Below are 25070 nucleotides of genomic sequence, written 5' to 3' on the forward strand. Positions count from 1 at the left end.
ATTCGTTTCCTCCTGATGAAACCTTTGTTTCCCGCCGATGAAAATATAGTTTCCCGCCGGTGAAAACATAGTTCCATGCCTATGAAACTTTTTTCCCCCGCCTATCGGTTCAGGTGAATGAAAGGACTTTCCGCTTCAGCTTGCAGTACCAGGCATTGCTGATCCCCATATAATGGGCGATATACTTATCGGGAACCCGGTTGATCATCCAGGCGTAGTTCGTGTAGAGAAACTGGATGAACTCTTCCGCCGTGGAGGAGAGGCGGACGGCCAACAATACATCCAATTTATAGATGATCATCAACATGATATTCTGATAATAGGAAGCAAACAAAGGGTAACGGAACGAAAGGCTCTCGATATGGTCGCGGGAGAAACAAAGCAACTCGCCGGCTTCAAGCGCCTTGATCTCGAACTCGGAAGGCTGCTTGGTGAAATAGCCGATGGCGGATAGGAACGGAAACATGTTGTCGGCCGCAAAGCCGGTGACACATTCGTTGCCGTTCTCGTTTACATACAGATTGATGAAAAGGCCTTTGTTGATGAAATAGGCGTCCTGGCACAACTCGCCCGTACGCAACAGGTAATCTCCTTTCTTCACGGAGATCACCTTCGCATGGTTCTCCAGTTCGCCGAGAAAAGCTTCATCGCGGGCGAGGGCATCCGGAAGGTCGGCAAGTAGTCGCGCGAAATGGACATCCGTTTCCATCGCTATTTTTCGAGTGTGAAGCTTTTACGGCCGATCAAATTGCCATCCGCAAATATATCGACCCGGTAGGTGCCCGGAGAAAGGAACTCTTCGATATTCCAGTACATCGTAATTGGCAATTCCTCTCCGTCATATTCGACCATCTTCTTCATGGAGTAATTGATTTCTTTGCCTTCGAAGGTAAAGACATCGGCACGGCTCTTCAACAGGATATCATCGTCCGGCTTCATGATGCGCACATAGATCGTCTTCTCTCCGACCGGGGCCGTAATGTTCTTGCCGATCCGGAAGTCAACGACAAATTGTTCCATCTTCTTGATCACCTTCGCCTTCTTTCCGCGGCCATTGACAGGAGTCACATTGATACCCGTCGCATCCAGCCGGCTTGCCAAGGTGACGCGTTCCGTCAGTTTCTCTTTTTCCTTCTTCAAGGTGGTAGCCGTAGAAGAGGCCTGTTTGTATTTCTTTACCGCCTCGTTCTTTTCCACTTTCAACTGTTCGTTGGCACGGTTCAGGGAGTCGATCTGAACTACATAGTTACGCATGATCTTACGCAATGTCTGCAATTCCTTCTTCAGACGGGCAATCTCTTTCGTATTTGTCGCCTTTACGGTACGAAGTTCTTCCTGTAAGCGTTGTACTTTGGCTTGCTCGGTAGACAATAGATTCAGTAACGAGTCGTTACCTATATTAAATTTATATCCTTCATATTGGAGAGACAATTCGTTAAATTCATCTTCCAATGATTCCTTGTCCAGGACATAGGCCTGTTCCAAGTCTTCCATCTGCCGGTTCTGATGGAAAATATAGTAGGCAGCACCGGCGATAATCAACAATAACACAACCACTGCCATGATCAGCAATGACATCTTATTTATTTCTTTTGTCTCTTTCTTTTCAGCATCCATACGGTTACGATTAAAAATGAACACGCAAAGGTAGTATTTAATAAGTTGCTAAAAAAAGGCGGACGGTTTATTATACTTTTTTTAAGAAAAAAGAAGATCATCCTTTCGTGGCAACCGGCTTCTCCTCTTTAGGGACCGTAGAAGCGTTGCCGTTACGGAAAGCGGTGTAGTGGGGAGATAAGATCTCGACATCGGCAGCCGCAAATTGATCCTGGATATTCTGGAAAAGTTCCGAATACAACTGGTTGAGCTTATCGGCATCCTTGATATAAGCATTGATCTGGTAAACGGGATAAAAGTCGCTCAGGGAAGTTTCCAGGACAAAGGGTTCCGGTTCGCTGCTCACGCCCGGCGTAGCTTTTGCCGCATCGGTCAACAGCTGGTGGACTTTCCGCCAGGGCGTATCATAGCCGATCGTCACTTCCGCATGGATAATCAATCCCAAGTCACGCGCCGACTCGCTATAATTGGTGGTATGGGAAGACATGATAAACGAGTTAGGGATTGTCACCAGCTCGTTCTTAGGCGTACGGATACGGGTGACCAACGTTGTTTTCTCTATCACGTTCCCGACCGTATCGTTCAACTTTATGCGGTCTCCCAATTTGAACGGGCGCATATAGGTGATCACAAAGCCGGCAATGATATTGCCGATCACCGTGCTCGACCCCAACGAAACGATCAGGCCGACAAAGACCGACACTCCCTGGAACACCCCCGAATCGGCTCCCGGCAAATAGGGATAAATCATCGCGATCATAAAGGCGTATAGCAGGAAACGGACGATATGGTAGGTTGGCGACGCCCAGTCGGGATAGAAACCGGATATCTTCAACTTCCCTTCAGCCACCTGATCCGACATATATTTAAGGATACGCACGACATACCGGATCACCAACACGATCACGATGATGGTAAAGAGATTGGGCAAATAATTGACAATACTTTTTCCGATGAATTCCAGCGGCTTCCAAACATAAGAGAAGAGCCGGGACGCGAAATTCTTTGTTTCCGGGAAAATAGAGAACAGGATCGGAACCGTAAATAACAATTGTAATACGATCAACAGCCAACGTATCATATTGGCCAGAAAAATCAAGAGCTTCACCTGCTTGTCGGTATCCAGCAGATCGTAGCCGTGAAAGGAGATCGACTTCAGCCGCGTCTCTTTCAGGGAAGCGATCTTCTCCTTGGCCTTCCGGTACACAAACGAGGTCAGACCGATCAGGGCGGACTGGACCAGAAGAATCGCCAGGAAATACAAGACACGCTTTATTTCCGAATCTTCCAACGACAAAGCTTGCATTTTCTTAGCCAAGCCGTCTTCCGCCTGTAGGAAAAAGGGAGATGAGAGCAATGACGCTGATAAAAAGATAATCCGTTTCATTTTTTGTGACCTCTGATTGAATAATACTATAACCTGATGCCTCAAAAATGGTTCAAGTTTCGAATATTATTCCTACCTTTGTGCCACTCAATTAAATAATAATTTGCATGCACGAGAAACTTATTATTCTTGATTTCGGCTCGCAAACAACTCAATTAATCGGGCGTAGAGTCCGTGAGTTGAATATGTATTGCGAGATTGTCCCCTACAACAAATTCCCCCATGATGCTACAGACGTAAAAGGTGTTATTCTTTCCGGAAGTCCCTATTCCGTATATGACGCCAATGCGTTCAAAGCCGACTTGAGTGAAATACGCGGTAAATATCCCGTATTGGGAATCTGTTACGGAGCCCAATTCCTGGCCTACACATCCGGCGGAAATGTCGAACCGGCCAACTCACGCGAATACGGACGTGCCAACCTCTCGTATGTCGCGGGCACAGACGAATTGCTGAAAGGCATTAATGTCGGTTCACAAATCTGGATGTCTCACGGAGACACCATCACGGTCCTCCCCGAGAACTTCAAAGTAATCGCCAGCACGGACGATGTAAAAGCAGCCGCCTATCACGTGGAAGGCGAACCGACCTGGGGCGTACAATTCCATCCTGAAGTGTTCCATTCGACCGATGGTACTAAATTATTAGACAACTTCCTGAATATCTGCGGATGTGCCAAAGACTGGACTCCGGCCTCCTTTATCGAATCGACCGTTGCCGAACTGAAAGAGCAGCTCAAAGATGATAAAGTGATCCTCGCCCTCTCCGGCGGTGTCGATTCTTCGGTCACGGCCGTCTTGCTACACAAGGCGATCGGCAAGAACCTGACTTGCATCTTCGTCGATCACGGCCTGCTCCGTAAGAATGAATTCGAAAACGTGTTGAAAGATTACGAGCACTTGGGACTGAACGTAATCGGAGTCGACGCCAAAGAGAAATTCTATAAGGAACTGGCAGGTGTCAGCGAACCTGAAAAGAAACGTAAGATCATCGGCAAAGGGTTTATCGATGTGTTCGACGAAGAGGCCCACAAGCTGAAAGACATAAAATGGCTGGGCCAGGGCACTATTTATCCGGACGTAATCGAATCGCTATCCATTACCGGAACCGTTATCAAGAGCCATCATAATGTAGGCGGCCTGCCTGCCAAAATGAACCTGAAGCTGGTCGAACCGTTGCGCCTCCTGTTCAAAGACGAGGTACGCCGTGTCGGTATGGAACTGGGTATGCAACCCCACCTGATCAAACGCCATCCGTTCCCCGGTCCCGGCTTGGGTATCCGTATTTTAGGCGATATCACACCGGAGAAAGTACGGATCTTGCAAGATGCCGACGATATCTATATGTCGCTGATGCGCGAATGGGGCTTGTATGACAAAATCTGGCAAGCCGGAGTGATCCTCCTCCCGATCCAGTCCGTAGGTGTCATGGGTGACGAACGTACTTACGAAAACACGGTTGCCTTGCGTGCCGTAACCTCGACGGATGCCATGACGGCCGATTGGGCACAGCTCCCTTACGAATTCCTGGCGAAGGTTTCCAACGAAATCATCAACAAGGTCAAAGGCGTAAACCGCGTTGTCTACGACATCAGCTCCAAACCGCCTGCAACGATCGAGTGGGAATAAGAATCATAAAGGAACGGAACATAAGACTAACTTAATATAATTTAAAGGAGATATATAATGAAGCAGGATATGATCATTATTTTAGATCTGGGTAGCCACGAAAACACGGTGCTGGCCAGGGCGATCCGTGCATTGGGTGTCTATAGCGAAATCTATCCGCACGACATCACGGTTGAAGAACTCAAAGCGCTTCCGAATGTAAAAGGCATCATCATCAACGGTGGTCCTAACAATGTGATCGACGGCGTTGCCATCGACGTGAACCCGGAAATCTATTCGGTTGGAATCCCGGTTATGGCCGCCGGCCACGACAAGGCTCTTTGCGAAGTGAAATTAGACGAGTTCACAAACGACGTTGAAGCCATCAAAAATGCAGTAAAGTCATTCGTGTTCGACACCTGCAAAGCCGAAGCGAACTGGAATATGACAAACTTCGTCAACGACCAGATCGAACTGGTAAGACGCCAGGTAGGCGATCGCAAGGTATTGTTGGCGCTTTCCGGCGGGGTCGATAGCTCGGTCGTTGCCGCATTGCTTCTGAAAGCCATCGGCGACAACCTGGTTTGCGTGCACGTCAACCACGGCCTGATGCGTAAAGGCGAATCGGAAGATGTCGTTGAAGTCTTCAAGAACCAGTTGAACGCAAACCTGATTTATAAAGACGTTACCGACCGTTTCTTAGATAAACTGGCAGGTGTCGCCGATCCGGAAGAAAAACGTAAGATCATCGGTGGCGAGTTCATCCGTGTCTTTGAAGAAGAGGCCCGCAAGTTGGACGGCATCGACTTCTTGGCGCAAGGTACTATCTATCCCGATATCGTGGAAAGCGGCACGAAGACAGCCAAGATGGTAAAATCTCACCATAACGTAGGCGGTCTGCCCGAAGATTTGAAATTCGAACTGGTCGAACCGTTACGCCAATTGTTCAAGGACGAAGTTCGCGCTTGCGGCCTCGAATTGGGTTTACCTTACGAAATGGTCTTCCGCCAGCCGTTCCCCGGCCCAGGTTTAGGAGTGCGTTGCTTAGGTGCTATCACACGCGACCGGTTGGAAGCGGTTCGCGAAGCGGATGCCATCTTGCGTGAAGAATTCCGGAAAGCCGGATTGGACAAGAAGGTTTGGCAATATTTCACCGTTGTGCCCGACTTCAAATCCGTAGGCGTGCGCGACAATGCCCGTTCTTTCGACTGGCCTGTCATCATCCGTGCCGTCAATACGGTAGATGCCATGACGGCTACTATCGAGCCTGTCGATTGGCCTATCCTGATGAAGATCACGGACCGTATCCTGAAGGAAGTTAAAAACGTCAACCGCGTTTGCTACGATATGTCTCCGAAACCCAATGCGACAATCGAATGGGAATAAGATAAAAAAGGCCGTGCCGAACAAAGCATAGTTTTATGACAACAAACCCTATGTATTAGCCCCCGTAACCCTATGGGTTAGGTGACGTAATGCATAGGGTTTTACTTTACAATACGCTTTGTACGGAAAAAGATAGTCAAACGTCCCATTTATCGCTTGATAATCTTGGCTACCCGGTTACTTGTCCGAACGAAATAGCATGCTTATATGCCACATTAATATTTATCCGTTATTTGAATACTTAGGAGATTGGCTTTTATAAACGGATAGATTCATTTCATCAGACTTATAAATAATCGTATCGATAAAATACAGACCGCCATCTATCCCCACAAGCACATTATTGGGAGAGGCATCGAATATGTCGTACTCTCCATTCGTATAATACTCTCCATCCATTTCCGCATGGAATCCGAGTTTCAAAAATTCATTGTGAATTTCATCTTCTGTAGCTTCACGCCCAAAAATAACATACTTTTGAGCTAACAACGCACACACATTTCCTTCTCTATTCGTAGAAAACCCCATGAGCACATAGTTACAATCCGGAAATAACCTCTGTTGGGCTTTCAACCGAAAGAAAAAGGGAGAAAGATTATCATCCGAATAGCGAAAATCATTGAGTTTATATATAAACTGGCTATTCCCTTTTGACAAATAAACTTCATTCTCGGACCCCCGGTCCACAAAAGTTCCCAACTCATCCATTGAATCAACCCAACAGGCATTTTCAATGGCCCACTCTTTCAATCTTGCAATTTGGACTCCCTTGCAAGCCGTTGTTCCCGTAAGTGACTCAAGTGTTTCAAGCACTCCTCGTGCGAAAGTTTCAGCTTTTTCCAAGAGGCCATCGACTTGAGTTTCTCGATAGTTACTTTTTTGTGATATTCGTTGAGATAGACTTCCATTCATTACACATTTATTGGTTTACCCACAAATATAGAGATTTTCTCTTAATTCCAAAGGAAATGGATAAAAATAAAATACCCGATATCAATGCGACTTGCCTGCAAAGAAGCCTGCTTCTACCCGATCTTCCTGATCACCCGGCAAGGATTACCTACGGCGAGCGAATAGGCTGGAATATCTTTTGTCACCACGCTACCGGCTCCGATTACCACGTTATCACCAATTGTAACACCGGGGAGGATGATCACTCCGGCACCGATCCATACATTATCACCGATCGTGATCGGGTAAGCATATTCCAGTCCCTTGTTGCGATCGGATGCGTCCAAAGGATGTCCTGCCGTATAAATACCGACATTGGGTGCGATAAAAGCATTATCTCCTATACGGACCTTTGCCCCGTCCAGTATAACCAGATTGACATTCGCATAAAAGTTCTCCCCTACTTCTATGTTATACCCGTAGTCGCAGGCAAAAGGAGGTTCGATGATCAGGTTCTCCCCGGTCTTCCCCAAAAGTCTCTTCAGGAGTTCCATCCGTCCAGCCTGCTCGGAAGGACGCAAACAGTTATAATCATAAAGCAATTCTTTTGCACGCTCACGATCCGCCAATATTTCAGGATCATAATTGGCATCGTACAACAGGCCGAGACGGCATTTTTCTTTTTCGGTCATTGTGTTTCTTATCATTGATTCAACACATGTATCGTATGGCAAGCGACCAATGCCGCCGTTTCCGTACGCAAACGGCTTTCGCCTAATGAAATGGGTTCGAATCCCTGTTTTAGGGCAAGCGCTATTTCTTCGGGACTGAAATCTCCTTCCGGACCGATCAGGACGAGTGCGTTTTCACCCGGATGATACGTTTGTTTCAAGAGAGGTTTTACCCCTTCTTCGCAATGGGCAATAAACTTACGACCGTCAAAAGGCTGGCTGACGAACGTACGGAAATCGGTCATTCCGTTTAGTTCCGGCAAAGTCGCTTTCTGTGATTGCTTCATTGCGCTGACCAAGATCTTTTCCAAACGGGCAGGCTTAATCTCCTTCCGTTCGGAAAAACGGCAGTTCAGGCAAGTGATGGCATCGATACCGATCTCGGTCGCTTTCTCCGCAAACCACTCCATACGGTCCATATTCTTGGTCGGAGCCACTGCTATATGAAGATTGAAGTTCCATAAAGCAGGCTGTTCCCACTTTTCCAGGATATTCACTTCGCAATGTTTAGGATGGGCACGGCTGATTGCCGCTTTAAAAAAGGCACCTTTGCCATCCGTCAATAAGATCTCGTCGCCTTCAGTTAGTCTGAGTACACGAATACAATGCCCGGCCTCTTCTTCCGGAAGCTCCGGATTCACGGCTATATCCGGCGTATAAAATATCTGCACTTGAATAAATTAAAAGTTGAAAATTAAAAATTAAAAGATTTCCCCATTGTCAATTGACAATCAACATCATTCCTATAATCGTAGCCGAAAGTACCGATACCAACGCACCGCCAATCATAGCCGGAAAACCGAAACGGGTGATCAGTTCCCTCTTTTCGGGAGCCAGCACGCCCATTCCTCCCAGCAAGATGCCGATAGACGAGATATTGGCAAAACCACATAAGATATAGGTAGACATTAAAATAGATTTCTGAGACATGAACAAACCGGCATCTTTCCATTCCTGTAGCTGGAAATAAGCCACAAACTCGTTTAAAATGGTTTTCTGTCCCAACAAGGAACCGACCAGCATCACATCCTGATAAGGGACACCGATCAGCCACATAAAAGGAGATAGGATCCCCCCCAATATAAACTGGAACGTCAATCCCTGGGCCTTCCCGTCCGTAACGGAAACGATCCAGCCATTCAGCCCGGTATAGCGTCCGATCACACCCTCCAGGATATAATTGGCAAGTGCGACCATCGCTATGAATACAAGCAACATCGCCGCGATATTCACCATCAGGCGTACACCGGTCGACGTTCCGGCCGCCAATGCGTCCAAGGCAGTGGAATGCTGTCCGATCTTCTCCATCTTCACCAAGCGGTCGTCGACCTTTTCTGTCTGCGGACAAAGGATTTTAGCCAGGACGATAGAACCCGGAGCCGCCATCAGCGACGCCGAGAGCAAATGCTTCGCAAACAAAACCCTCGACACGGGATCACCTCCCGCTAACATGCCGATATAAGTTCCCATCACCGTTCCGGCTATCGTCCCCATCCCGGAAACCATCACCAGGAATATTTCCGACCGGTTCATCGCCGGCAGATAATTCTTGATCAAAACAGGCGATTCCGTCATTCCCATAAACACATTGCCGGACGTGACCAGTCCTTCCGCTCCGGAAATATTCATGAACCGCCGCAGCACCCAGGAAAACCCGCCCACTACGCGCTGGATAATCCCCCAGTAATAAAACAGAGAAACCAGGGCAGAGAAGAAAATCACCACAGGAAGCGAGTTCAACAAAAAGATAAACCCTTCACTTTTGGTTACCAGCGGCCCCAAAAGAAAAGCGACCCCGGACTGGGTAAAATCCATCAACTTGATAAAAGCCTTTCCCATCCATTCCAGGACGATCCCGACTACCGGAACATACAACACGGCAAGGGCAAAGACAAACTGCATAAACAATCCGCCCCCCACCAGTTTCCAATCGACCCGTTTCCGGTCGTAGCTCATCAGGTAAGCCACCCCCAAAACAGTAGCAATACCCAGAATACCACGTAAAAAAGATTCAAGACTAAAACCAAGTTGTTGTTCCATCATCTGGCCCCGCCCTCCTCTTCACGGCGTCGTATTTCATCCTTGTACATCTTTGCATACTCGTAATTCTCGTCGGAGATCGCATCGTCCAAACGGTCCGACAATTCATCGGCATCCAAAAGAGAGAGCCACTTCTTCAATTGAGCTTCATCTTGTATTTCTTCCGGCTCCATAGCCAGAATGGAATCATCACTATCCTTATCGGCCTCTTCCGTTGCATCTTCAAGCACGACTCCACATCCGCGGACGATCTCGAGTGTCGTATAGATATCGCATTTCACGCGCAAAGCAATGGCGATAGCATCGGAAGTACGTGAATCCAAGCGGATCTGTTTTATTCCATCCTCAAAAAGCAGTTCGGAATAAAACACGCCATCTTCAAACTTATAGATGAAAACCTCACACAAACGAACACCGAATGCCTGTGCAAAGGTAGCAAACAAATCATGCGTCAAAGGGCGAGGAGGCGTGATGCGTTCCAAAGCGATCGCGATTGACTGGGCTTCCGACGTTCCGACAATGATAGGTATGCGGCGAACGCCATCTTCTTCTGCCAGGATCAAGGCATAAGCGCCAGACTGTATCTGACTGTTCGTTAAACCCTGCACCCGTAGTTTTATTCTTGTATCCACACTATTTAGTTTTTTAGTCAATACACAAAAGTAATATTATTTCGGAATCTTAAAAACTTTCGAAAGGAAAGAAAAGTACAAAGGGACTAAAAAAAGAAAAGGTTGTCATCACGACAACCAATCTTCATTGCTAACCTTAAATCTAATACCATGAAAAACACAGTGCAAATATACGAGTTTTATGTTATTCAGCATAGTTTTACGGCAGAACATTTAAGTTTTTAGCATTATTTTAACCTGCAAATCTCCTGTTTAAAGGTGGTTAACAGTTTATTGCTGATTCTTTGTGTACTCATCCGCTTTTTCTTTCATCCTTTCGACACGTTTCTGTGTTTCGGGATGGCTCGAAAACAACTGGCGGAACTTGGATGACTTGGGAGCTTCCGCACTTAGTTCCAAGAGCTTGTTAAGCGAATTATACATACTATAAGGATCGATACCGTTCGCGATGCTGAACTCAAAGCCGTAATCGTCCGCCGCATTCTCCTGCTTTTGCGAATACTGTGCACCGGCAAGCGTTTCGGCCAGGCTCCCCAATTGCGAATCGGTCAGCTTGGCAGCCGTATTGTTGGCAGCCCCGACAGCATTCTTGGCGGCCGAAGTCAGATAAGCCTGCTTCATGGCGTCTTTCGAATCCGTATGTAAAACATGACCGATCTCATGACCGATAACGGCCAGCACTTCATTATCATCCATAATCTTCATCAAGCCTCCACAAACACGAACGCTTCCGTCGCCGCAAGCAAACGCGTTCACGTCGATCACATTATACACCTTAAAATTCAGATCGAGACCTTCGACCTTGATATCTTTCGTCAGATTTGCCAAACGCTGTCCCATCTCCGTTTCCAGTCCGGCAACCTCATTATGCGTATCCATCCATTGGATATACTCGCGAGCCATGGCAGCCACGTCCTCGTCCGACAAAGTCACCGCTTTTGCCGCATCGGATGCTGCATTCACTAATTTTTTAGTATTGATGGATTTACCTCCGATTTTAAACTGAGCCGAAGCATTCAGGCTGACTCCGGCAACCAAAGCCATTGATAATAAAATAGTCCTTACTTTCATATCATTTGTTATTGTTTTAAATAATTCTCTACCTGATTGAATGTCACATCCTTCAACACCACCCTCTTATCCTTGTCCAGCAGATAAAGGGTAGGTATTGCCTTCAGATCATAAACCTCGTCATTTTTCAGACTCACCGTACTGTCATAAGAATTGATCCAGCTTGCAGGCATATAAGAAATATGGTTTTTCCAGGCCTCCAGGTCCTCGTCCGGATAAACGGCCAGGATCTTAAGCTTGTTATTCTTGATCTGCTCCGTCACAAGCGGCGAAGCAGCGAGCCGGTCCGTAATTTCCTTACAGGCATGACAATCCGGATTATAGAAAAACAAGAGCAGATAATCGGCTTTCGTATGATACAAAGTTCCTTTCTTACCGTCCGCCAGCGTGTACGTGAAATCGGTTGCCGGTTCTCCCACCCTGTTTTTAAGAGCCAATTCGAGCAAATGAGCCGGACGTATCTTGCCGACCTCATCCAGGACCGGAGCTTCCAAAACAGCTTCCAGCACATAAATATACAAAGACTCATCCCTCATGGGAGAATTCGGATCATAGAGATACTTTTCATACAAACCGGCAAAATAGGCAAACATAGTACTGTCTGCCGACGCTTTATGCATCATATCCTTAATAGAAGAAGCAGCCGCCTCTGCCGGGACATATTTCATCATATCGATATAGTTGGAAGTCGCCTGCTCCGTTATTTCCGGGAGATGGATCAAAGTCGTATCCGTAAAATCGAACTTATCCCAATAATGTTTTACCAGGTAAGCGGCGCGTTCCTCCGGTTCCGTAATGACACTGGGGACAGAAACCATTTGAAAAACACGCTCTTTCGTGTTTTCTGCTTCCGTTTTCTTCGTCTGTTGGCCGTTGCAGGCGCTAAAGATCAATGTAAAAAATAATAGGCAAAGCATTCTTATCCTCATAGTATCTTGTTTTTATTCGTTGCAAAGATATGATTTATCAACAATTAAAAAACCGGAGGAACAAATAATTAACGATCTCATCCATAAAAGTAAGAGGTTATCCGAAAACCGGCGGGCTCATTCAGAAAAAAATGCCGGTGCTCTATAGATAACCTCTTACAGGCTACAGGTTGAAATTCGAGGTCCTTATATCTTTTTACCTTAATTGATAAATCAAAATAAATTATAGTTCGTCCGCAAGACTTTAAATTCCGTCCGACGGTTTATCTGGTCTGCAATCTCCTGCTGTTCAGGAGTCAGTTTTTCTATGAATTCTTCGGTCAGGACATCTCCTTCATTCAGGAAATCATAACTCTTGGCCATCTTCTTGTTGATTGTTTTAGGAACGCTTTCGCCATACCCTTTGGCCTCAAGCCGGTCTTGGGCGATCCCTCCGGCAATCAGATAGTCGACAACCGACTGTGCCCGCCGTTGCGCCAACCGTTCGTTGTACTGTTCCGAACCTTTCCGGTCGGTATGCGCTCCCAACTCGATCGTGACGTTCGGATTATCGTTCAGCATCTTGATCATTTCGTCCAACGCCTTCTTTGATTCCGGACGCAAAGTCGCCTTGTCGAAATCATAGAAAATATTTTCGATCACGACAGGTTTACTGATCGGGGAAAGGAAAAAGTCCACGATATATGTTTCGTTCTTCTCCTCCGGCCCTGTTTTCAACTCAAAATTCTGATTCAAGTATCCGCGTGCGCTTGCCATCATCACATAGCGGATATCACGTTCCAGTTCAACCCTGTACTTACCGTCTTTCTTGGCCAATACTTTTTCGTTCAGACCGTCCTTGCCGACAATACGGACCGTTGCGTCTTCTATCGGGTTCTCGTCCACATCCGACACGATGCCTTCGATAAAGATAGTGATAACCGGCAATTCGAAGGAATACAAATGGTCATACCCACGCGCGTCATTGCGGTTGGAGCTGAAAAAGCCGCTTTCCTTATTTCCGGCAAACGTAATGCCGAAATCATCGCCGGCAGAGTTGATCGGCGCTTTCATATTCTCGACGTTCCACTTGCCCGTGCTGTCCAAGGTGGCTTTGAAAAGATCCAACCCGCCCATTCCCGGATGTCCGTCGGAAGCAAAATAGAGCGTCACGGAATCCCGCACATACGGAAACATTTCATCGCCCGGTGTATTGATGTCCGGTCCCAGATTCTCCATCGGGCCGAAGTCGCTCCCCATGACACGCGCCCGAAACAGGTCTTTGCCTCCATAGCCGCCAACGGCATCCGACACAAAATACAGATACTTGCCGTCCGGCGATATCGAAGGGTGGCCGAGAGCCGTCACCGAATCTTTTACGATATTCGCCCTGGTTCCTTTTCCCCATTTGGCACTGCTGCGGGAAGATATATAGATTTCAGAAGTACGCGGCCCTTCCGGATCCTGTGCGCAATAGGTGTAATACATCGTATTCCCGTCTTTGGAAAAAGAAGGCGTTCCCTCGTCAAACTCGGTGTTCACCTCGTCTTCGAGTTCGACCGGAGCCAGCCAAGCTCCATTCTCGTCCTGCTTTACCAGAAATAAATCGTTGTTACGCTGTCCGGTGATGGCACTATTCGTTTCTTCCTTATCTTTCCCGGCTCCTTTCGGGGTACGGGTAGAAGCAAAATACAGCTGATCGTACTTTTCACCGTACAACATCGGACTGAATTCGGAACGGCGGGAGTTAAACTTGTCCATCCGCTTCACCGTATAACGGGTCGGCGACTGTTTCCATTTCACGGCCTCCTCGCAACCGGTCACGCCGTTAAAGGCCAATACGCTGCCCGGTTCCGCCAGCAGATAGTCGTTGTAATATTTGACTGCTTCCCCATAACGTCCGCTCTTCTGGTACATCTGTCCCAGGCGAAGATTCACGATACTGTCCGGATATTTGTACCTGAGCGCGTTCATATAAGCGCTGGTCGCACGCGGCGTATTGTTGATCAAACGGTTACATTCCGCCATCCTGAAAGCGATATATCCACGCAAGTCCCGCTTGGCAGGAGGAGTCTTCGTATATACTTTCCGGTAAATGGCCGCCGCTTCAAAATATTCGCCGATACGCTGCTTCTCTTCCGCATCGCTCAACTTCGCTGATTTACAGGAATACAGAAAAGACACTGCCAAGAACAGGAACAAATATGGGGTAAATTGTCTCATTTGCTATAATCTATGTTTTATTAAACAGGATTATGTACTATTTATTGTATGATCATTACAACAACAGCGAGCTGTCCCCGTAACTCAAAAAACGGAAATCATGCCCCAAGGCATAATCATAAATATTTTTCCAATCCCCTTTCACAAAGGCGGATATCAGTAACAGCAACGTGCTTTTCGGTTGATGGAAATTGGTCACAATACCGCGCACGATTTTAAATTCATAGCCCGGAGCGATAATGATACGGGTAGCCGTCACTAACTTGTCCGCTTGGTGCCGATCCAGATAATCCAGGATATTTTGCAACGCTTCATCAGCCGTCAACCTATTATTCGCCCCTTCATAAGGCATCCACTGTTTGACGATCAGTTCTTCGGCAGTGGCATCCGGATTCGAAGCCAACGTGACACCCATATAATAAAGGCTTTCGAGCGTACGGACCGAAGTCGTGCCGACTGCTATGACCTTACCGAGGTTATTCTTGATCCGTTCGATCGAACTCCGGCGTACCGAGATAAATTCGGTATGCATCTCATGTCCTTCGATCGTCTCGCTTTTCACGGGTTTGAACGTCCCCGCCCCGACGTGGAGCGTCAGTTCTTCCCTTCCGATACCACGTGCATCGATATCTGCCAGGACCTCCGGCGTAAAGTGCAAACCGGCTGTCGGCGCGGCAACCGAACCTTTTATCTTGGAATAGACAGTCTGATAAGTCTGCAAATCGCTTTTCTCGGTTTCGCGGTTCAAATAAGGAGGAATCGGCAAAACGCCGGCAGCATCCAACAGGTCGGCAAACGTACAAGTCGGATGATCCCATGTGAATTCAATCAGATGGCTATCCCCGCAGGTTTGCAATTTTTCGGCTTTCAGCACAACAGTCTCGCCATCCAACAGCACTTCCTTACGCAGAACCCCTTCTTTCCACTTCTTCAGGTTGCCGACCAGGCAAGTCCAACGGCAACGTTCGGTCTGCTGGAAAACCAAAGCATAATCATGCGGCTCGACCGGTTCCAGGCAGAAAACCTCGATCTTCGCACCAGTCTCTTTCTGAAACAGAAGACGCGCCTGGATCACCCGCGTATTATTGAATACCATCAGGGAACCTTCCGGCAGGTAATCCGTAATATGCTTGAATATACTTTCGCTGACTTTTCCTTCTTTATATAATAAGAGTTTCGACTCGTCCCGTTTAGGTAACGGGAATTTGGCGATCCGCTCATCAGGCAGCGGATAATCAAAATCTTCAATGCGTATCTGTTGCGTCTTTGTTGTCATGACTTCTTAATCTCTATATATGCCTGCAAAAGTACAAATTAATATTTTCCACCATCATAATCAGAAGCTGTTTTTCGCCCTGTACCACAAACTCTCATCGGCATGAGAAAAAAGTTTCTCCCGTATGAAAATAAAGTTTCCCGCAAGTGAAAATTTATTTTCATGCTCAAGAAACTTCTGAAACTTTTGTTTCAATCTGAATTTTTCTTTGAAACTTTTTCCGAAAATCTTCTGAGAGTTTTGTACTTCAATTTTAGTTGATTAAATTTGTAAATCCTATCGCAACTTAAAAGCAGACCCAAAGAGAGGAGGAAAAAATCAGTCTGTATCCCTATTTTACTATTTCACAAATCACATTAAAAACAAAGAGAGAAATGAAAACACGATTACAAATCAAATGGCTGTTGCCAATCTTGTTGCTGACGATCATGCAGATCGGTGGCGGAGCTTGCAGTGACGAAAACAACTATGAATCAGAATACTTAAAATTGACAGGTAGCTGGAAAGTGATTAAAAGTAGTGCTCAGGATATGCCTACATTCGATATCCTAATCTTTCAAAAAGATGGATTAATAGATGCCTACGAACCCATTATCGGTTGGTCGTATAGTCTAATTTCGGATTCTGAAATCAAATTTCAGGACCCGACAGGAGAAAAAGCATTCTATTGCAAATTTGTTCTTAACGATGATTCAACATTAACTATCTACAATTTTGTGGATAATTATTTAACGGAAGTTGTCAAAAATGTTACATTCTCAAAAATTTAAACGGTATGAAAAAACAATATTTTTAATTCTGTTATTGTCAATAACAGCTATGATTTTTTCTCAATCTTATTATTATAAAGATTGGATGTGGTTGCTTCTGGCCGTAATATTTTATCTACTTTGCCTAATAATCAAACAGGATATGGAAGTGGAACTTCGTTTGCTGCTCCTCACGTTACCGGTGTCACCGCCCTCGTCCTTTCCGCAAATCCCAGCCTTTCGGCACAAGAAGTCCGCAGGATCAATGTCCCGTCCAATGCGACCGTGACATGGACTTGTTCCGGCGGTGTCAGCCTGTCAGGAAGTAATACGAGGACAAGCTGCTTTGTGAAAGGAACTACTCCTGGATATGCACATATAACAGTATCCGCCAGTTTATCTGGAATGCCACCCCTATCGGAAGCAGCGGTTCCTCTCAAAGCTCGACGACAGGCCCTGCCGGAGATTACTGGTCGATACCCAAAGGCAGCTATAACGTGGAGTGCCGCATCGTCACACAATGCGCCCACATGATTGCCACTACAACCATCGGCGGTTACCGCTCTGCCGTATATCCGAATCCCATCGACAACACTCTGCATATCGATATCACAGAACTGAAGGATACTGATAACGCAGCAACGGTTTCCGCCCGACAACAAGCACCGTCAGGTTCACACGAATTGCGCCTGTTCAATTTCCAAGGAAGCCTGGTCCACAACCTGCGTATAACGGAGCGCCAAGTATCCGTCGATGTTTCCGGATTGCCGGGAGGCAACTACTTCTTGCATATCATCCGCGCAGGTTCTACCGAACCGGAAGTGCATAAAGTCATTATTTCTCATTAACTGACATAAAATGGTAGAAAGATGAAAGTTGGAAAAAGCCTTTCCGCTTCCTACCAAAACATAATTCAAAACAAGAACAAAAATATCTTCTTGATTGTTTTGTATTTCAATCTTATTTGATTAGATTTACAAAATCTTAATCACCACTTAAAAGCAGATCCAAAGAGAGGAGGAAAAAATCAGTCTGTTCCCTTTCACTATTTCACAAATCACATCAAAAAACAAAAAGAGACATGAAAACACAATTACAAATCAAATGGCTGTTGCTATCGACGATCTTTTTGATCGGTGGCGGAGCTTGCAGTGACGATGAAACGTATGAATTTGAAGGAAAAGGGTTAATCCTTTCAGCAGAATCAAATATTTGTATGGACTATACACATATTCTAAATATGGAGAATAAAACGTTGCCTTTAAAATTGAATAAAAAAGATGGAAAAACTTATGTCGGCAAATATGTCGTTGTGTATGGCCATTATATTCCTCCTATAGAATGTGACAGTGTAGTTGTGGTTGAAAAAATTAGAGAACTAAAAAAATGAATGATATGAAAAGAATAATATTTGTAACGTTTTCATTATTTATTTGCATGTCGATTTTATCTCAAAATGCAAAACAAAAATGAATTGGAAATAAGCTTTATATAAGACAAAATACTTCTTGTTTTTTCACAAATCACATTAAAAACAAAGAGAGACATGAAAACACGATTACAAATCAAATGGCAGTTACCTGTCTTATTGCTGACGATCGTATTGATCGGCAGTGGAGCTTGCAGTGAGGATGAAGTCAATTGGAAAAAAGAAATTGAAGGTTCTGTTTTCAAAGACTTCAAAACGATTCTGTATATCGGAAAAATACCAAAAACAGTGGATAAGGATAATTCAGTATACTTGTATTATCCAGATAAAACAAATCCAATAATAGATGAATTTGGAAATGAAGAAGTCGGGTATTTCCGATATTCCATACCTTTTGTAGCTCTTTATACAGATGGACATAAATATAAATTAGTTGATGAATATGGAGTCATGGATGCTTTTTTAAATGATAAACAAATATCGAAAGATGGACTTCAGATTGAATTATCTGGTACTATCATAAAAGAAGAAGGCTTATCATTTGACACTCAATACTATTTTTTTAAATTAATGAATATAAAAAAACAGGAGGAATAATGTAAAAAATATAATATCACTCATATTTTTAACTATTTCAACCTCTATTACTTCTCAAAATCAGTATTATTATTACGAGGGACAGAAGCAAATATTAGAGACTATTGAAGATTATGTATTTGTTGCTATGAAGAATTACCAAGGAAGCTTGGTCCGCAACCTGCATGTAACGGAGCGCCAAGTATCCGTCGATGTTTCCGAATTGCCGGGAGGCAACTACTTCTTGCATATCATCCGCGCAGGTTCTACCGAACCAGAAGTGCATAAAGTCATTATTTCTCATTAACTAACATAAAATGGTAGGAAGAGGAAAGTCGGAAAAAGCCTTTCCGCTTCCTACCAAAACATAATTCAAAACAAGAACAAAAATATCTTCTTGATTGTTTTATTTTTCAATCTTATTTGATTAGATTTACAAAATCTTAATCACCACTTAAAAGCAGACACAAAGAGAGGAGGAAAAAAGTCAGTCTGTTATCCCTATTCACTATTTCACAAATCACATCAAAAACAAAGAGAGACATGAAAACACGATTACAAATCAAATGGTTGTTGCCAATCTTGTGGCTGACGATCATGCTGATCGGTGGCGGAGCTTGCAGTGACGAAGACAACTATGAATCAGAATACTTAAAATTGACAGGTAGCTGGAAAGTGATTAAAAATAGTGCTCAAGATATGCCTACATTCGATATCCTAATCTTTCAAAAAGATGGATTAATAGATGCCTACGAACCCATTATCGGTTGGTCGTATAGTCTAATTTCGGATTCTGAAATCAAATTTCAGGACCCGACAGGAGAAAAAGCATTCTATTGCAAATTTGTTCTTAACGATGATTCAACATTAACTATCTACAATTTTGTGGATAATTATTTAACGGAAGTTGTCAAAAATGTTACATTCTCAAAAATTTAAACGGTATGAAAAAACAATATTTTTAATTCTGTTATTGTCAATAATAGCTATGATTTTTTCTCAATCTTATTATTATAAAGATTGGATGTGGTTGCTCCTGGTCGTAATATTTTATCTACTTTGCCTAATAATCAAACAGGATATGAAAGTAAATGATTAGGAAGCGGAAAGTCGGAAAAAGCTGTTCCGCTTCCAATACCAAACAAGAACTCTGCAAAAAAATAGTTGACAAGCATATCCACCAAAAATATCAACAAGAACCGGGATTACTCTTCAGGATTTACTATTTTTGTGGCAAATAACAAAAGTAAATCGCATTATGAGTAACATAAAAGTAGGAGACAAAGTGCGTTTCCTGAACAGCACCGGTGGAGGTGTCGTTCGCAGTTTCAAAGGGAAAGACCAGGTTTTGGTGGAAGATGAAGACGGGTTCGAAGTGCCGGCGCTGATCCGCGAATGTGTAGTCGTAGGAGACAGCGAGATGCAGGTACACAGCTCCCGGCGTTCACCGCTGCCTTCCGTGGCACAGGCACCTGTCACGCAACCCAAGAAACCGGAACCCCAACCCGAAATGGAAAAGGTAACGGAGACCGCAGAAGGCGAACGGCTGAATATCTACCTGGCTTACCTCCCGATAGAGCCTGCCAAGGTGATGCAGGGAAGCGGCTATGAAACCTATTTCATCAACGACAGCAATTACTATCTGTTCTTCAATTATATGAATCGCCAAAACAACAGCTGGATCAGCCGATATAACGGCATCGTGGAACCGAACACACAGATTTTCCTGGAAGAATTCGGCAAAGAAGGACTGAACGACTTGGAACGTATCTGCGTGCAACTGATCGCTTTCAAAAAAGACAAACCTTATTCATTGAAGAATGCCATTTCGGTAGAACTCCATCTCGATACTGTCAAATTCTATAAGCAACACTGCTTCATGGAAAACGATTTCTTCGATGAAGATGCGATGGTCTACCCGATCGTGCGCCAGGACATCCCCGAAAAAGAATTGCTGATCTCTGCTGCCGAACTCCAGCAAGCCATGCAGCAGAAAGTGCACGAAGACCGCCGTGCTCCCCAAACGATCGTCAAGAAGAAAGCGACCGACAGCTCGATTCTGGAAGTAGACCTGCATATCACCGAGCTGCTGGACAATACCAACGGGCTGAGCAATGCTGACATGCTGAACTACCAATTGGAGAAATTCCATGAAGTGCTCGCCAAATATGCCGCCAACAAAGGACAGAAAATCGTCTTTATCCACGGTAAAGGCGACGGGGTACTGCGCAAGGCAATCGAGAAAGAACTGAAAACAAGATACAAACAGCATTATTACCAGGATGCCTCTTTCCGTGAATACGGCTTCGGGGCGACGATGGTAACAATCAAATGATCATGGCGACTGAAATTGAAAGGAAATTTCTGGTAAAAGGGGATTTCAGCAAACAGGTTTCCAAATCCGAACGTATCGTGCAAGGATATATCTGCTCGCAACCCGGACGGACGGTACGGGTACGCATCCGGGGGGAAGAAGGGTTCCTCACGATCAAGGGCGCATCGGACGAGAAAGGGTTGAGCCGCTACGAGTTCGAGCAGAAGATACCACCCGCGGATGCGGAAGAACTGTTGAAACTCTGCGAACCCGGTGCCATCGACAAAGTGCGCAATCTGGTTCCTGTCGGAAAACACACTTGGGAAGTCGACGTTTTCCACGGCGACAACGAAGGGCTGATCTTAGCGGAAATCGAACTGGAATCCGAGGACGAGCCTTTTGAACGGCCTGACTGGGTCGGACAAGAGGTCAGCGGAGATCGTCGTTACTACAACTCGATGTTGACAAAACATCCGTATAAACAATGGTAAGATGTATGATTTCAGATTTATGATTTATGAAAACGATAAAGTCATAAACCTGAAATCATAATTCATAATTCATAAATCATCAATCAATGAACAGACTCATCATCTCCCTCGCGGCAGCCATCCTGTCGCTACCGGTAGCAGCCGATGAAGGCATGTGGTTGCTGCCTTTGCTGAAAGGACAAAAATTCCCGGAAATGCAAGCACTGGGACTTAAATTGCAGGATTACGATATCTATAGCCCCGACTCGGCTTCCCTGAAAGATGCCGTCGTCATATTCGGAGGCGGTTGTACGGGCGAGATCGTTTCGCCGGAAGGATTGCTCCTGACCAACCATCATTGCGGCTACGGCTGCATCCAACGCCACAGCACGCTGGAACACGATTACCTGACAGACGGCTTCTGGGCCATGTCGCGCGAACAGGAACTTCCGAACCCCGGCATGACCGTCACGTTTATCGACAAAATTGAGGATGTGACCGACTATGTGAAAAAGGAACTGGAAAAAGACACCGATCCCAACAGCATGAACTTCCTCTCTCCCAAATTCCTGAACGGACTGGCCAAAGCGAAAGCCGGAGAAAAGTTCCTGCAGGACAATCCGGGCACGGAAGTCGAGATAAAGGCGTTCTACGGCGGCAACCAGTATTTCATGTTCACAAAGAAAATCTATTCCGACATCCGTCTGGTCGGGGCTCCTCCCTCATCGATCGGGAAGTTCGGCGCAGACACCGACAACTGGATGTGGCCGCGCCATACGGGCGACTTCTCCGTCTTCCGCGTCTATGCCGATGCGAACGGCAATCCCGCTCCCTACTCCGACAAAAATGTGCCGCTTCGCCCGAAACGCTGGTTCAAGATTTCATTGAAGGGCGTCCAGGAAAACGACTATGCCATGATGATGGGATTTCCCGGCCGTACCAATAAATACTATACTTCCTGGGAAGTGGCGGAACGCCGCGACATCGACAACACGGTCCGCATCCACATCCGCGACTTGCGCCAGAAAGTCATGTTGGACGAAATGTTGAAAGACCCCGCTGTCCGGATCCAGTATGCCAGCAAATATGCAGGCTCGACGAATGCCTACAAAAACGCGATCGGCAGTAACTGGGCCATCAAAAAGCGCAATTTCGAACAAGTGAAAAAGGAGGAACAGGACAAGCTGATCGCCTGGTCCAACAAAATGTGCGAACCGAACTATCCCGACGCCCTGATGGCACTCGAACAGATCGTATCGGATCGCAAAGACCTTCGTTTCCGCAGTTGGATGTTAGATGAAGCCATCCTGCGAGGCATTGAATTCACAAGTGTGCCGACTCAAACGGATGCTGTCATAGAAGCCTTGAAAGGAAAAGATAAAAACGCGCGGCAGGAACAGCTCCGGTTGTTGGAACGGGCTTATCACGGATTCGCCAACAACAATTACTCGGCCGATGTAGACAAGAAAATCGCCAAAGTGATGCTGAAAGAATACCGCAGCCAGGTCGATCCGAAAGTGCAACCGGCCTATTTCGAACAGATCGACAAGAAGTTCAAGGGAGACACGGACCGGTTCGTCGACTATCTGTTCGAGGAATCCATCTTCGGCAGTGAAGATAACTTCAACAAATTCCTCTCCCGCCCGTCTGTCAAAGCGTTGGAAAACGACCCGATGATTCTTTTCGCCAAATCAGTCCGTACGGAGGAAGCCCATCTGAAGAATGCGTTAAAAGAGTTTGAGGATGGATATGCAATGGCTCACCGTAGTTATGTAAAAGGTTTGCTGGCCATGTACGGCGATCGTGCCAATTTCCCCGACGCCAACTTTACCCTCCGCCTCACCTACGGACAGGTAAAAGGGTACAGCCCGCGTGACTGCGACTACTATGGCCACCAGACAACCCTCGACGGCGTGATGGAAAAAGAAGATTCCACCAATTGGGAATTCGTAGTGCCCGCCCGCCTGAAAGAACTGTATGCCGCCAAAGATTTCGGACGTTACAAAGCTCCCGGCGGAAAAATGCCGGTTGCCTTCAGCGCGACCACCCATTCGACCGGAGGGAACTCCGGCAGCCCCGTGATGAACGCGAACGGCGAACTGATCGGCATCAATTTCGACCGCAACTGGGAAGGAGTCGGCGGCGACATCCAGTATCTCCCCGACTACCAGCGCAGCATCATCGTCGACATCCGTTACGTCCTTTTCATCATGGACAAATATGCCGGAGCGGGATATTTGCTGGATGAGATGGAGATTGAAGAGTAACTGGTATATATGCCGATTGATCCGGCGGAGGGTACACGCAAGGCACGGCGCCATCGCCCCTATTACGGGTGACAGGCTGTCACCTATCACCATAAACAACTGATAATCAATAATAGCTTTTTTCCCCACTGCTTTTTTATTTTTCCCGGATGCAAAAGAAACGGCTTGTTTTCACACGACTCGATCCGGAAAAACATAAAGCTATGCTTTACGAGGGCTAATGCTATGGGTTACGCCACCTAATGCATAGCTTTAGAGAGGCTGATGCGTTTTCGACCGCAACTGGGAATAACTTCAAACACACATGAAAAAAAGATTTCTTTCAACAATATTTTTAACGATATTGCATTTATTAAACTTGCAAGCAGAAACATTCAACAATAGTACATTTTCTATAATAGGTGCAATTTCAGATAAATTCAATGGGCAAGAAGTGACACTATCAGTTGTTCATAGTGACTCTTTATTACTATTATCCGTCGACACGATACAAAACGCAACTTTTTCTTTTAAAGGCTGCAAGTATTTAGAACAAGTCGCAATAGTTCGATTGAATGACTCGGAACATAATTATTCAGCCGAAGTTTTTTTGGAGGCTGGGGACATTCAAGTTAGCTTGGACAGCATAAGCCATGTAAAAGGAACTTTTCTTAATGATTTATATGCAGCCTATCTATCCGAATATCAAAACCGCATAGCTACTGCCGAAAAAGAGTATAAAGCAAATATTGAAAACAAAGAAGATCCGCAAACAGAACGATTCGAATCACTTCAAAAAGAACTTTTTGCTTATATGTCTAAATTTCAAATAGAGAACATTAACAATGCTGTAGGGAAATACCTTTACATAAAAGAAATCGGCCGTTTTTGGGATCCGTCATTTTGGGAGAATTACGAACAACTGCCTTTGGATATCAAATCTCATCCTAATGTCCAACGCTATTGTGCACGAAGACAAGAAATGGACCAAACGCAAAAAGCAATGGAGCAACAAATCGGACAAAAAATAAAAGACATACAGCTTCACACGATGGACAGCTGCAAAGTAGAATTGTCGGATTATCTAAACAACAGCTACCTATATGTGGATATATGGGCTTCCTGGTGCGGTCCTTGCATCCAAGAACTTCCTAAATTAAAGTTGATTCGCGAAAAATACAAGGATAAAGGATTGAAAATAATACTTATTTCCATTGATACAAAATTCAGTTCCTGGATGCATGCCATAAATGAACACGCATCAGGTTTTGACCATTTAATAGACTTGACCGGAGGAGAATCATTGAAACATACATTCAATTTTTCAATAATACCACATGGCGTACTATTGAACCATGAAGGAACCATCATTGCCAATAATCTATGGAATGTTTCATTAAAGAAAAAACTGATAGAACTATATGGAGAATAAAAGTAAAATAGCAAAACAGGCAGTCGTTGTATAAGTCAAAAATCATAAATCTTCTTACCTTTGCGGAGGAAAAGTAAGAAGATTT

At 45.3% G+C, this 25070-nt stretch carries 24 protein-coding genes and 1 pseudogene; 13 read left to right on the forward strand and 12 right to left on the reverse strand.

All coding sequences use genetic code 11. The annotated features are described in order from the left end of the window. Nucleotides 1-109: 109 nt before the first annotated feature. From RDN79_RS07470 to RDN79_RS07480, 3 genes and pseudogenes are all read right to left on the reverse strand, one after another. Entirely contained in the window at nt 110-709 is a 600-nt protein-coding gene (locus RDN79_RS07470) for a Crp/Fnr family transcriptional regulator (protein WP_298554933.1), read from the reverse strand. Between the two features lie 2 nt (nt 710-711). After that, nucleotides 712-1617, reverse strand: coding sequence for a hypothetical protein (locus tag RDN79_RS07475; RefSeq protein ID WP_298554930.1), 906 nt, complete (start codon nt 1615-1617; stop codon nt 712-714). Nucleotides 1618-1714: 97 nt separating this feature from the next. Continuing rightward, nucleotides 1715-2890 (reverse strand): annotated as a pseudogene (locus RDN79_RS07480) (mechanosensitive ion channel family protein); the annotation flags it as partial. 221 nt (nt 2891-3111) lie between these two features. Here RDN79_RS07480 and guaA (RDN79_RS07485) point away from each other — a divergent pair. Beyond that, nucleotides 3112-4632 (forward strand): glutamine-hydrolyzing GMP synthase, encoded by a 1521-nt coding sequence (guaA, locus tag RDN79_RS07485; protein ID WP_298554927.1) that lies wholly within the window; start codon nt 3112-3114, stop codon nt 4630-4632. A gap of 57 nt (nt 4633-4689) precedes the next feature. Then, nucleotides 4690-5997 carry a glutamine-hydrolyzing GMP synthase gene (gene guaA / locus RDN79_RS07490; RefSeq protein ID WP_298554924.1) on the forward strand — a complete coding sequence of 436 codons (1308 nt, stop codon included), beginning with the start codon at nt 4690-4692 and terminating at the stop codon, nt 5995-5997. Nucleotides 5998-6219: 222 nt separating this feature from the next. Here guaA (RDN79_RS07490) and RDN79_RS07495 read toward each other — a convergent pair whose 3' ends face one another. The 9 genes from RDN79_RS07495 to RDN79_RS07535 all read right to left on the reverse strand — a co-directional run bounded on the left by RDN79_RS07495 (nt 6220) and on the right by RDN79_RS07535 (nt 15769). Further along, on the reverse strand, nt 6220-6909 hold the full coding sequence (locus tag RDN79_RS07495; RefSeq protein WP_298554921.1) for a hypothetical protein: 690 nt from the start codon (nt 6907-6909) through the stop codon (nt 6220-6222). 113 nt (nt 6910-7022) lie between these two features. Next, nucleotides 7023-7580 carry a sugar O-acetyltransferase gene (locus RDN79_RS07500; RefSeq protein ID WP_298554918.1) on the reverse strand — a complete coding sequence of 186 codons (558 nt, stop codon included), beginning with the start codon at nt 7578-7580 and terminating at the stop codon, nt 7023-7025. Nucleotides 7581-7591: 11 nt separating this feature from the next. Then, nucleotides 7592-8290 (reverse strand): 16S rRNA (uracil(1498)-N(3))-methyltransferase, encoded by a 699-nt coding sequence (locus RDN79_RS07505; protein WP_298554915.1) that lies wholly within the window; start codon nt 8288-8290, stop codon nt 7592-7594. A 49-nt stretch (nt 8291-8339) separates the two neighbouring features. After that, complete coding sequence (locus tag RDN79_RS07510; protein WP_298554912.1) at nt 8340-9662, reverse strand: NupC/NupG family nucleoside CNT transporter; 1323 nt, start codon at nt 9660-9662, stop codon at nt 8340-8342. After that, nucleotides 9659-10291: a bifunctional nuclease family protein gene (locus RDN79_RS07515; protein ID WP_298554909.1), complete on the reverse strand. Its 633-nt coding sequence runs from the start codon at nt 10289-10291 to the stop codon at nt 9659-9661. Before RDN79_RS07515 ends, RDN79_RS07510 begins: the two co-directional genes overlap by 4 nt. Nucleotides 10292-10561: 270 nt before the next feature. Then, the gene (locus RDN79_RS07520) at nt 10562-11362 is read right to left on the reverse strand and encodes a M48 family metallopeptidase (protein WP_298554906.1); all 801 of its coding nucleotides are present in this window, start codon (nt 11360-11362) and stop codon (nt 10562-10564) included. A gap of 8 nt (nt 11363-11370) precedes the next feature. Further along, entirely contained in the window at nt 11371-12291 is a 921-nt protein-coding gene (locus RDN79_RS07525; RefSeq protein ID WP_298554904.1) for a DUF5106 domain-containing protein, read from the reverse strand. Between the two features lie 213 nt (nt 12292-12504). After that, nucleotides 12505-14493 carry an OmpA family protein gene (locus RDN79_RS07530; RefSeq protein ID WP_298554901.1) on the reverse strand — a complete coding sequence of 663 codons (1989 nt, stop codon included), beginning with the start codon at nt 14491-14493 and terminating at the stop codon, nt 12505-12507. Between the two features lie 55 nt (nt 14494-14548). Then, a complete protein-coding gene (locus RDN79_RS07535) occupies nt 14549-15769 on the reverse strand; it encodes an S-adenosylmethionine:tRNA ribosyltransferase-isomerase (RefSeq protein WP_298554898.1) in 1221 nt (406 codons plus the stop codon). A gap of 374 nt (nt 15770-16143) precedes the next feature. On the opposite strand from RDN79_RS07535, the gene RDN79_RS07540 reads away from it, so the two are divergent. The 11 genes from RDN79_RS07540 (at nt 16144) to RDN79_RS07590 (ending at nt 24985) form a co-directional block, all read left to right on the forward strand. Next, a complete protein-coding gene (locus RDN79_RS07540; protein ID WP_308573079.1) occupies nt 16144-16539 on the forward strand; it encodes a hypothetical protein in 396 nt (131 codons plus the stop codon). Nucleotides 16540-16626: 87 nt separating this feature from the next. Then, complete coding sequence (locus tag RDN79_RS07545) at nt 16627-17052, forward strand: S8 family serine peptidase (RefSeq protein ID WP_308573104.1); 426 nt, start codon at nt 16627-16629, stop codon at nt 17050-17052. Beyond that, nucleotides 17016-17366 carry a T9SS type A sorting domain-containing protein gene (locus tag RDN79_RS07550; protein ID WP_308573081.1) on the forward strand — a complete coding sequence of 117 codons (351 nt, stop codon included), beginning with the start codon at nt 17016-17018 and terminating at the stop codon, nt 17364-17366. The genes RDN79_RS07545 and RDN79_RS07550 overlap by 37 nt, the downstream gene beginning before the upstream one ends. A 233-nt stretch (nt 17367-17599) precedes the next feature. Then, a complete protein-coding gene (locus tag RDN79_RS07555) occupies nt 17600-17908 on the forward strand; it encodes a hypothetical protein (RefSeq protein WP_308573082.1) in 309 nt (102 codons plus the stop codon). Between the two features lie 156 nt (nt 17909-18064). Further along, on the forward strand, nt 18065-18544 hold the full coding sequence (locus RDN79_RS07560; protein ID WP_308573083.1) for a hypothetical protein: 480 nt from the start codon (nt 18065-18067) through the stop codon (nt 18542-18544). Nucleotides 18545-18671: 127 nt separating this feature from the next. Then, complete coding sequence (locus RDN79_RS07565; protein WP_308573084.1) at nt 18672-18830, forward strand: hypothetical protein; 159 nt, start codon at nt 18672-18674, stop codon at nt 18828-18830. A gap of 236 nt (nt 18831-19066) precedes the next feature. Further along, a complete protein-coding gene (locus RDN79_RS07570) occupies nt 19067-19462 on the forward strand; it encodes a hypothetical protein (protein ID WP_308573085.1) in 396 nt (131 codons plus the stop codon). Nucleotides 19463-19781: 319 nt separating this feature from the next. After that, nucleotides 19782-20858 carry a DUF2027 domain-containing protein gene (locus RDN79_RS07575; protein ID WP_298548922.1) on the forward strand — a complete coding sequence of 359 codons (1077 nt, stop codon included), beginning with the start codon at nt 19782-19784 and terminating at the stop codon, nt 20856-20858. A gap of 2 nt (nt 20859-20860) precedes the next feature. Further along, entirely contained in the window at nt 20861-21328 is a 468-nt protein-coding gene (locus RDN79_RS07580; protein ID WP_298548919.1) for a CYTH domain-containing protein, read from the forward strand. An 86-nt stretch (nt 21329-21414) separates the two neighbouring features. Continuing rightward, nucleotides 21415-23574: a S46 family peptidase gene (locus RDN79_RS07585; protein ID WP_298548916.1), complete on the forward strand. Its 2160-nt coding sequence runs from the start codon at nt 21415-21417 to the stop codon at nt 23572-23574. 304 nt (nt 23575-23878) lie between these two features. Next, the gene (locus tag RDN79_RS07590; RefSeq protein ID WP_298548914.1) at nt 23879-24985 is read left to right on the forward strand and encodes a TlpA disulfide reductase family protein; all 1107 of its coding nucleotides are present in this window, start codon (nt 23879-23881) and stop codon (nt 24983-24985) included. Nucleotides 24986-25070: the final 85 nt, after the last annotated feature.

This window comes from uncultured Parabacteroides sp. (assembly GCF_902493135.1).
Lineage (GTDB): Bacteria > Bacteroidota > Bacteroidia > Bacteroidales > Tannerellaceae > Parabacteroides.

Excerpts from the sequence above, each read along its gene's own strand:
- RDN79_RS07585 (WP_298548916.1), top strand. The coding sequence starts at position 21,415 with ATGAACAGACTCATCATCTCCCTCGCGGCAGCCATCCTGTCGCTACCG.
- RDN79_RS07540 (WP_308573079.1), top strand. The coding sequence starts at position 16,144 with ATGAAAACACGATTACAAATCAAATGGCTGTTGCCAATCTTGTTGCTG.
- guaA (WP_298554924.1), top strand. The coding sequence starts at position 4,690 with ATGAAGCAGGATATGATCATTATTTTAGATCTGGGTAGCCACGAAAAC.
- guaA (WP_298554927.1), top strand. The coding sequence starts at position 3,112 with ATGCACGAGAAACTTATTATTCTTGATTTCGGCTCGCAAACAACTCAA.
- RDN79_RS07555 (WP_308573082.1), top strand. The coding sequence starts at position 17,600 with ATGAAAACACAATTACAAATCAAATGGCTGTTGCTATCGACGATCTTT.
- RDN79_RS07560 (WP_308573083.1), top strand. The coding sequence starts at position 18,065 with ATGAAAACACGATTACAAATCAAATGGCAGTTACCTGTCTTATTGCTG.
- RDN79_RS07510 (WP_298554912.1), bottom strand. The coding sequence starts at position 9,662 with ATGATGGAACAACAACTTGGTTTTAGTCTTGAATCTTTTTTACGTGGT.
- RDN79_RS07500 (WP_298554918.1), bottom strand. The coding sequence starts at position 7,580 with ATGACCGAAAAAGAAAAATGCCGTCTCGGCCTGTTGTACGATGCCAAT.
- RDN79_RS07580 (WP_298548919.1), top strand. The coding sequence starts at position 20,861 with ATGGCGACTGAAATTGAAAGGAAATTTCTGGTAAAAGGGGATTTCAGC.
- RDN79_RS07570 (WP_308573085.1), top strand. The coding sequence starts at position 19,067 with ATGAAAACACGATTACAAATCAAATGGTTGTTGCCAATCTTGTGGCTG.
- RDN79_RS07590 (WP_298548914.1), top strand. The coding sequence starts at position 23,879 with ATGAAAAAAAGATTTCTTTCAACAATATTTTTAACGATATTGCATTTA.
- RDN79_RS07525 (WP_298554904.1), bottom strand. The coding sequence starts at position 12,291 with ATGAGGATAAGAATGCTTTGCCTATTATTTTTTACATTGATCTTTAGC.
- RDN79_RS07565 (WP_308573084.1), top strand. The coding sequence starts at position 18,672 with ATGAAGAATTACCAAGGAAGCTTGGTCCGCAACCTGCATGTAACGGAG.
- RDN79_RS07530 (WP_298554901.1), bottom strand. The coding sequence starts at position 14,493 with ATGAGACAATTTACCCCATATTTGTTCCTGTTCTTGGCAGTGTCTTTT.
- RDN79_RS07520 (WP_298554906.1), bottom strand. The coding sequence starts at position 11,362 with ATGAAAGTAAGGACTATTTTATTATCAATGGCTTTGGTTGCCGGAGTC.
- RDN79_RS07495 (WP_298554921.1), bottom strand. The coding sequence starts at position 6,909 with ATGAATGGAAGTCTATCTCAACGAATATCACAAAAAAGTAACTATCGA.
- RDN79_RS07535 (WP_298554898.1), bottom strand. The coding sequence starts at position 15,769 with ATGACAACAAAGACGCAACAGATACGCATTGAAGATTTTGATTATCCG.
- RDN79_RS07475 (WP_298554930.1), bottom strand. The coding sequence starts at position 1,617 with ATGGATGCTGAAAAGAAAGAGACAAAAGAAATAAATAAGATGTCATTG.
- RDN79_RS07470 (WP_298554933.1), bottom strand. The coding sequence starts at position 709 with ATGGAAACGGATGTCCATTTCGCGCGACTACTTGCCGACCTTCCGGAT.
- RDN79_RS07575 (WP_298548922.1), top strand. The coding sequence starts at position 19,782 with ATGAGTAACATAAAAGTAGGAGACAAAGTGCGTTTCCTGAACAGCACC.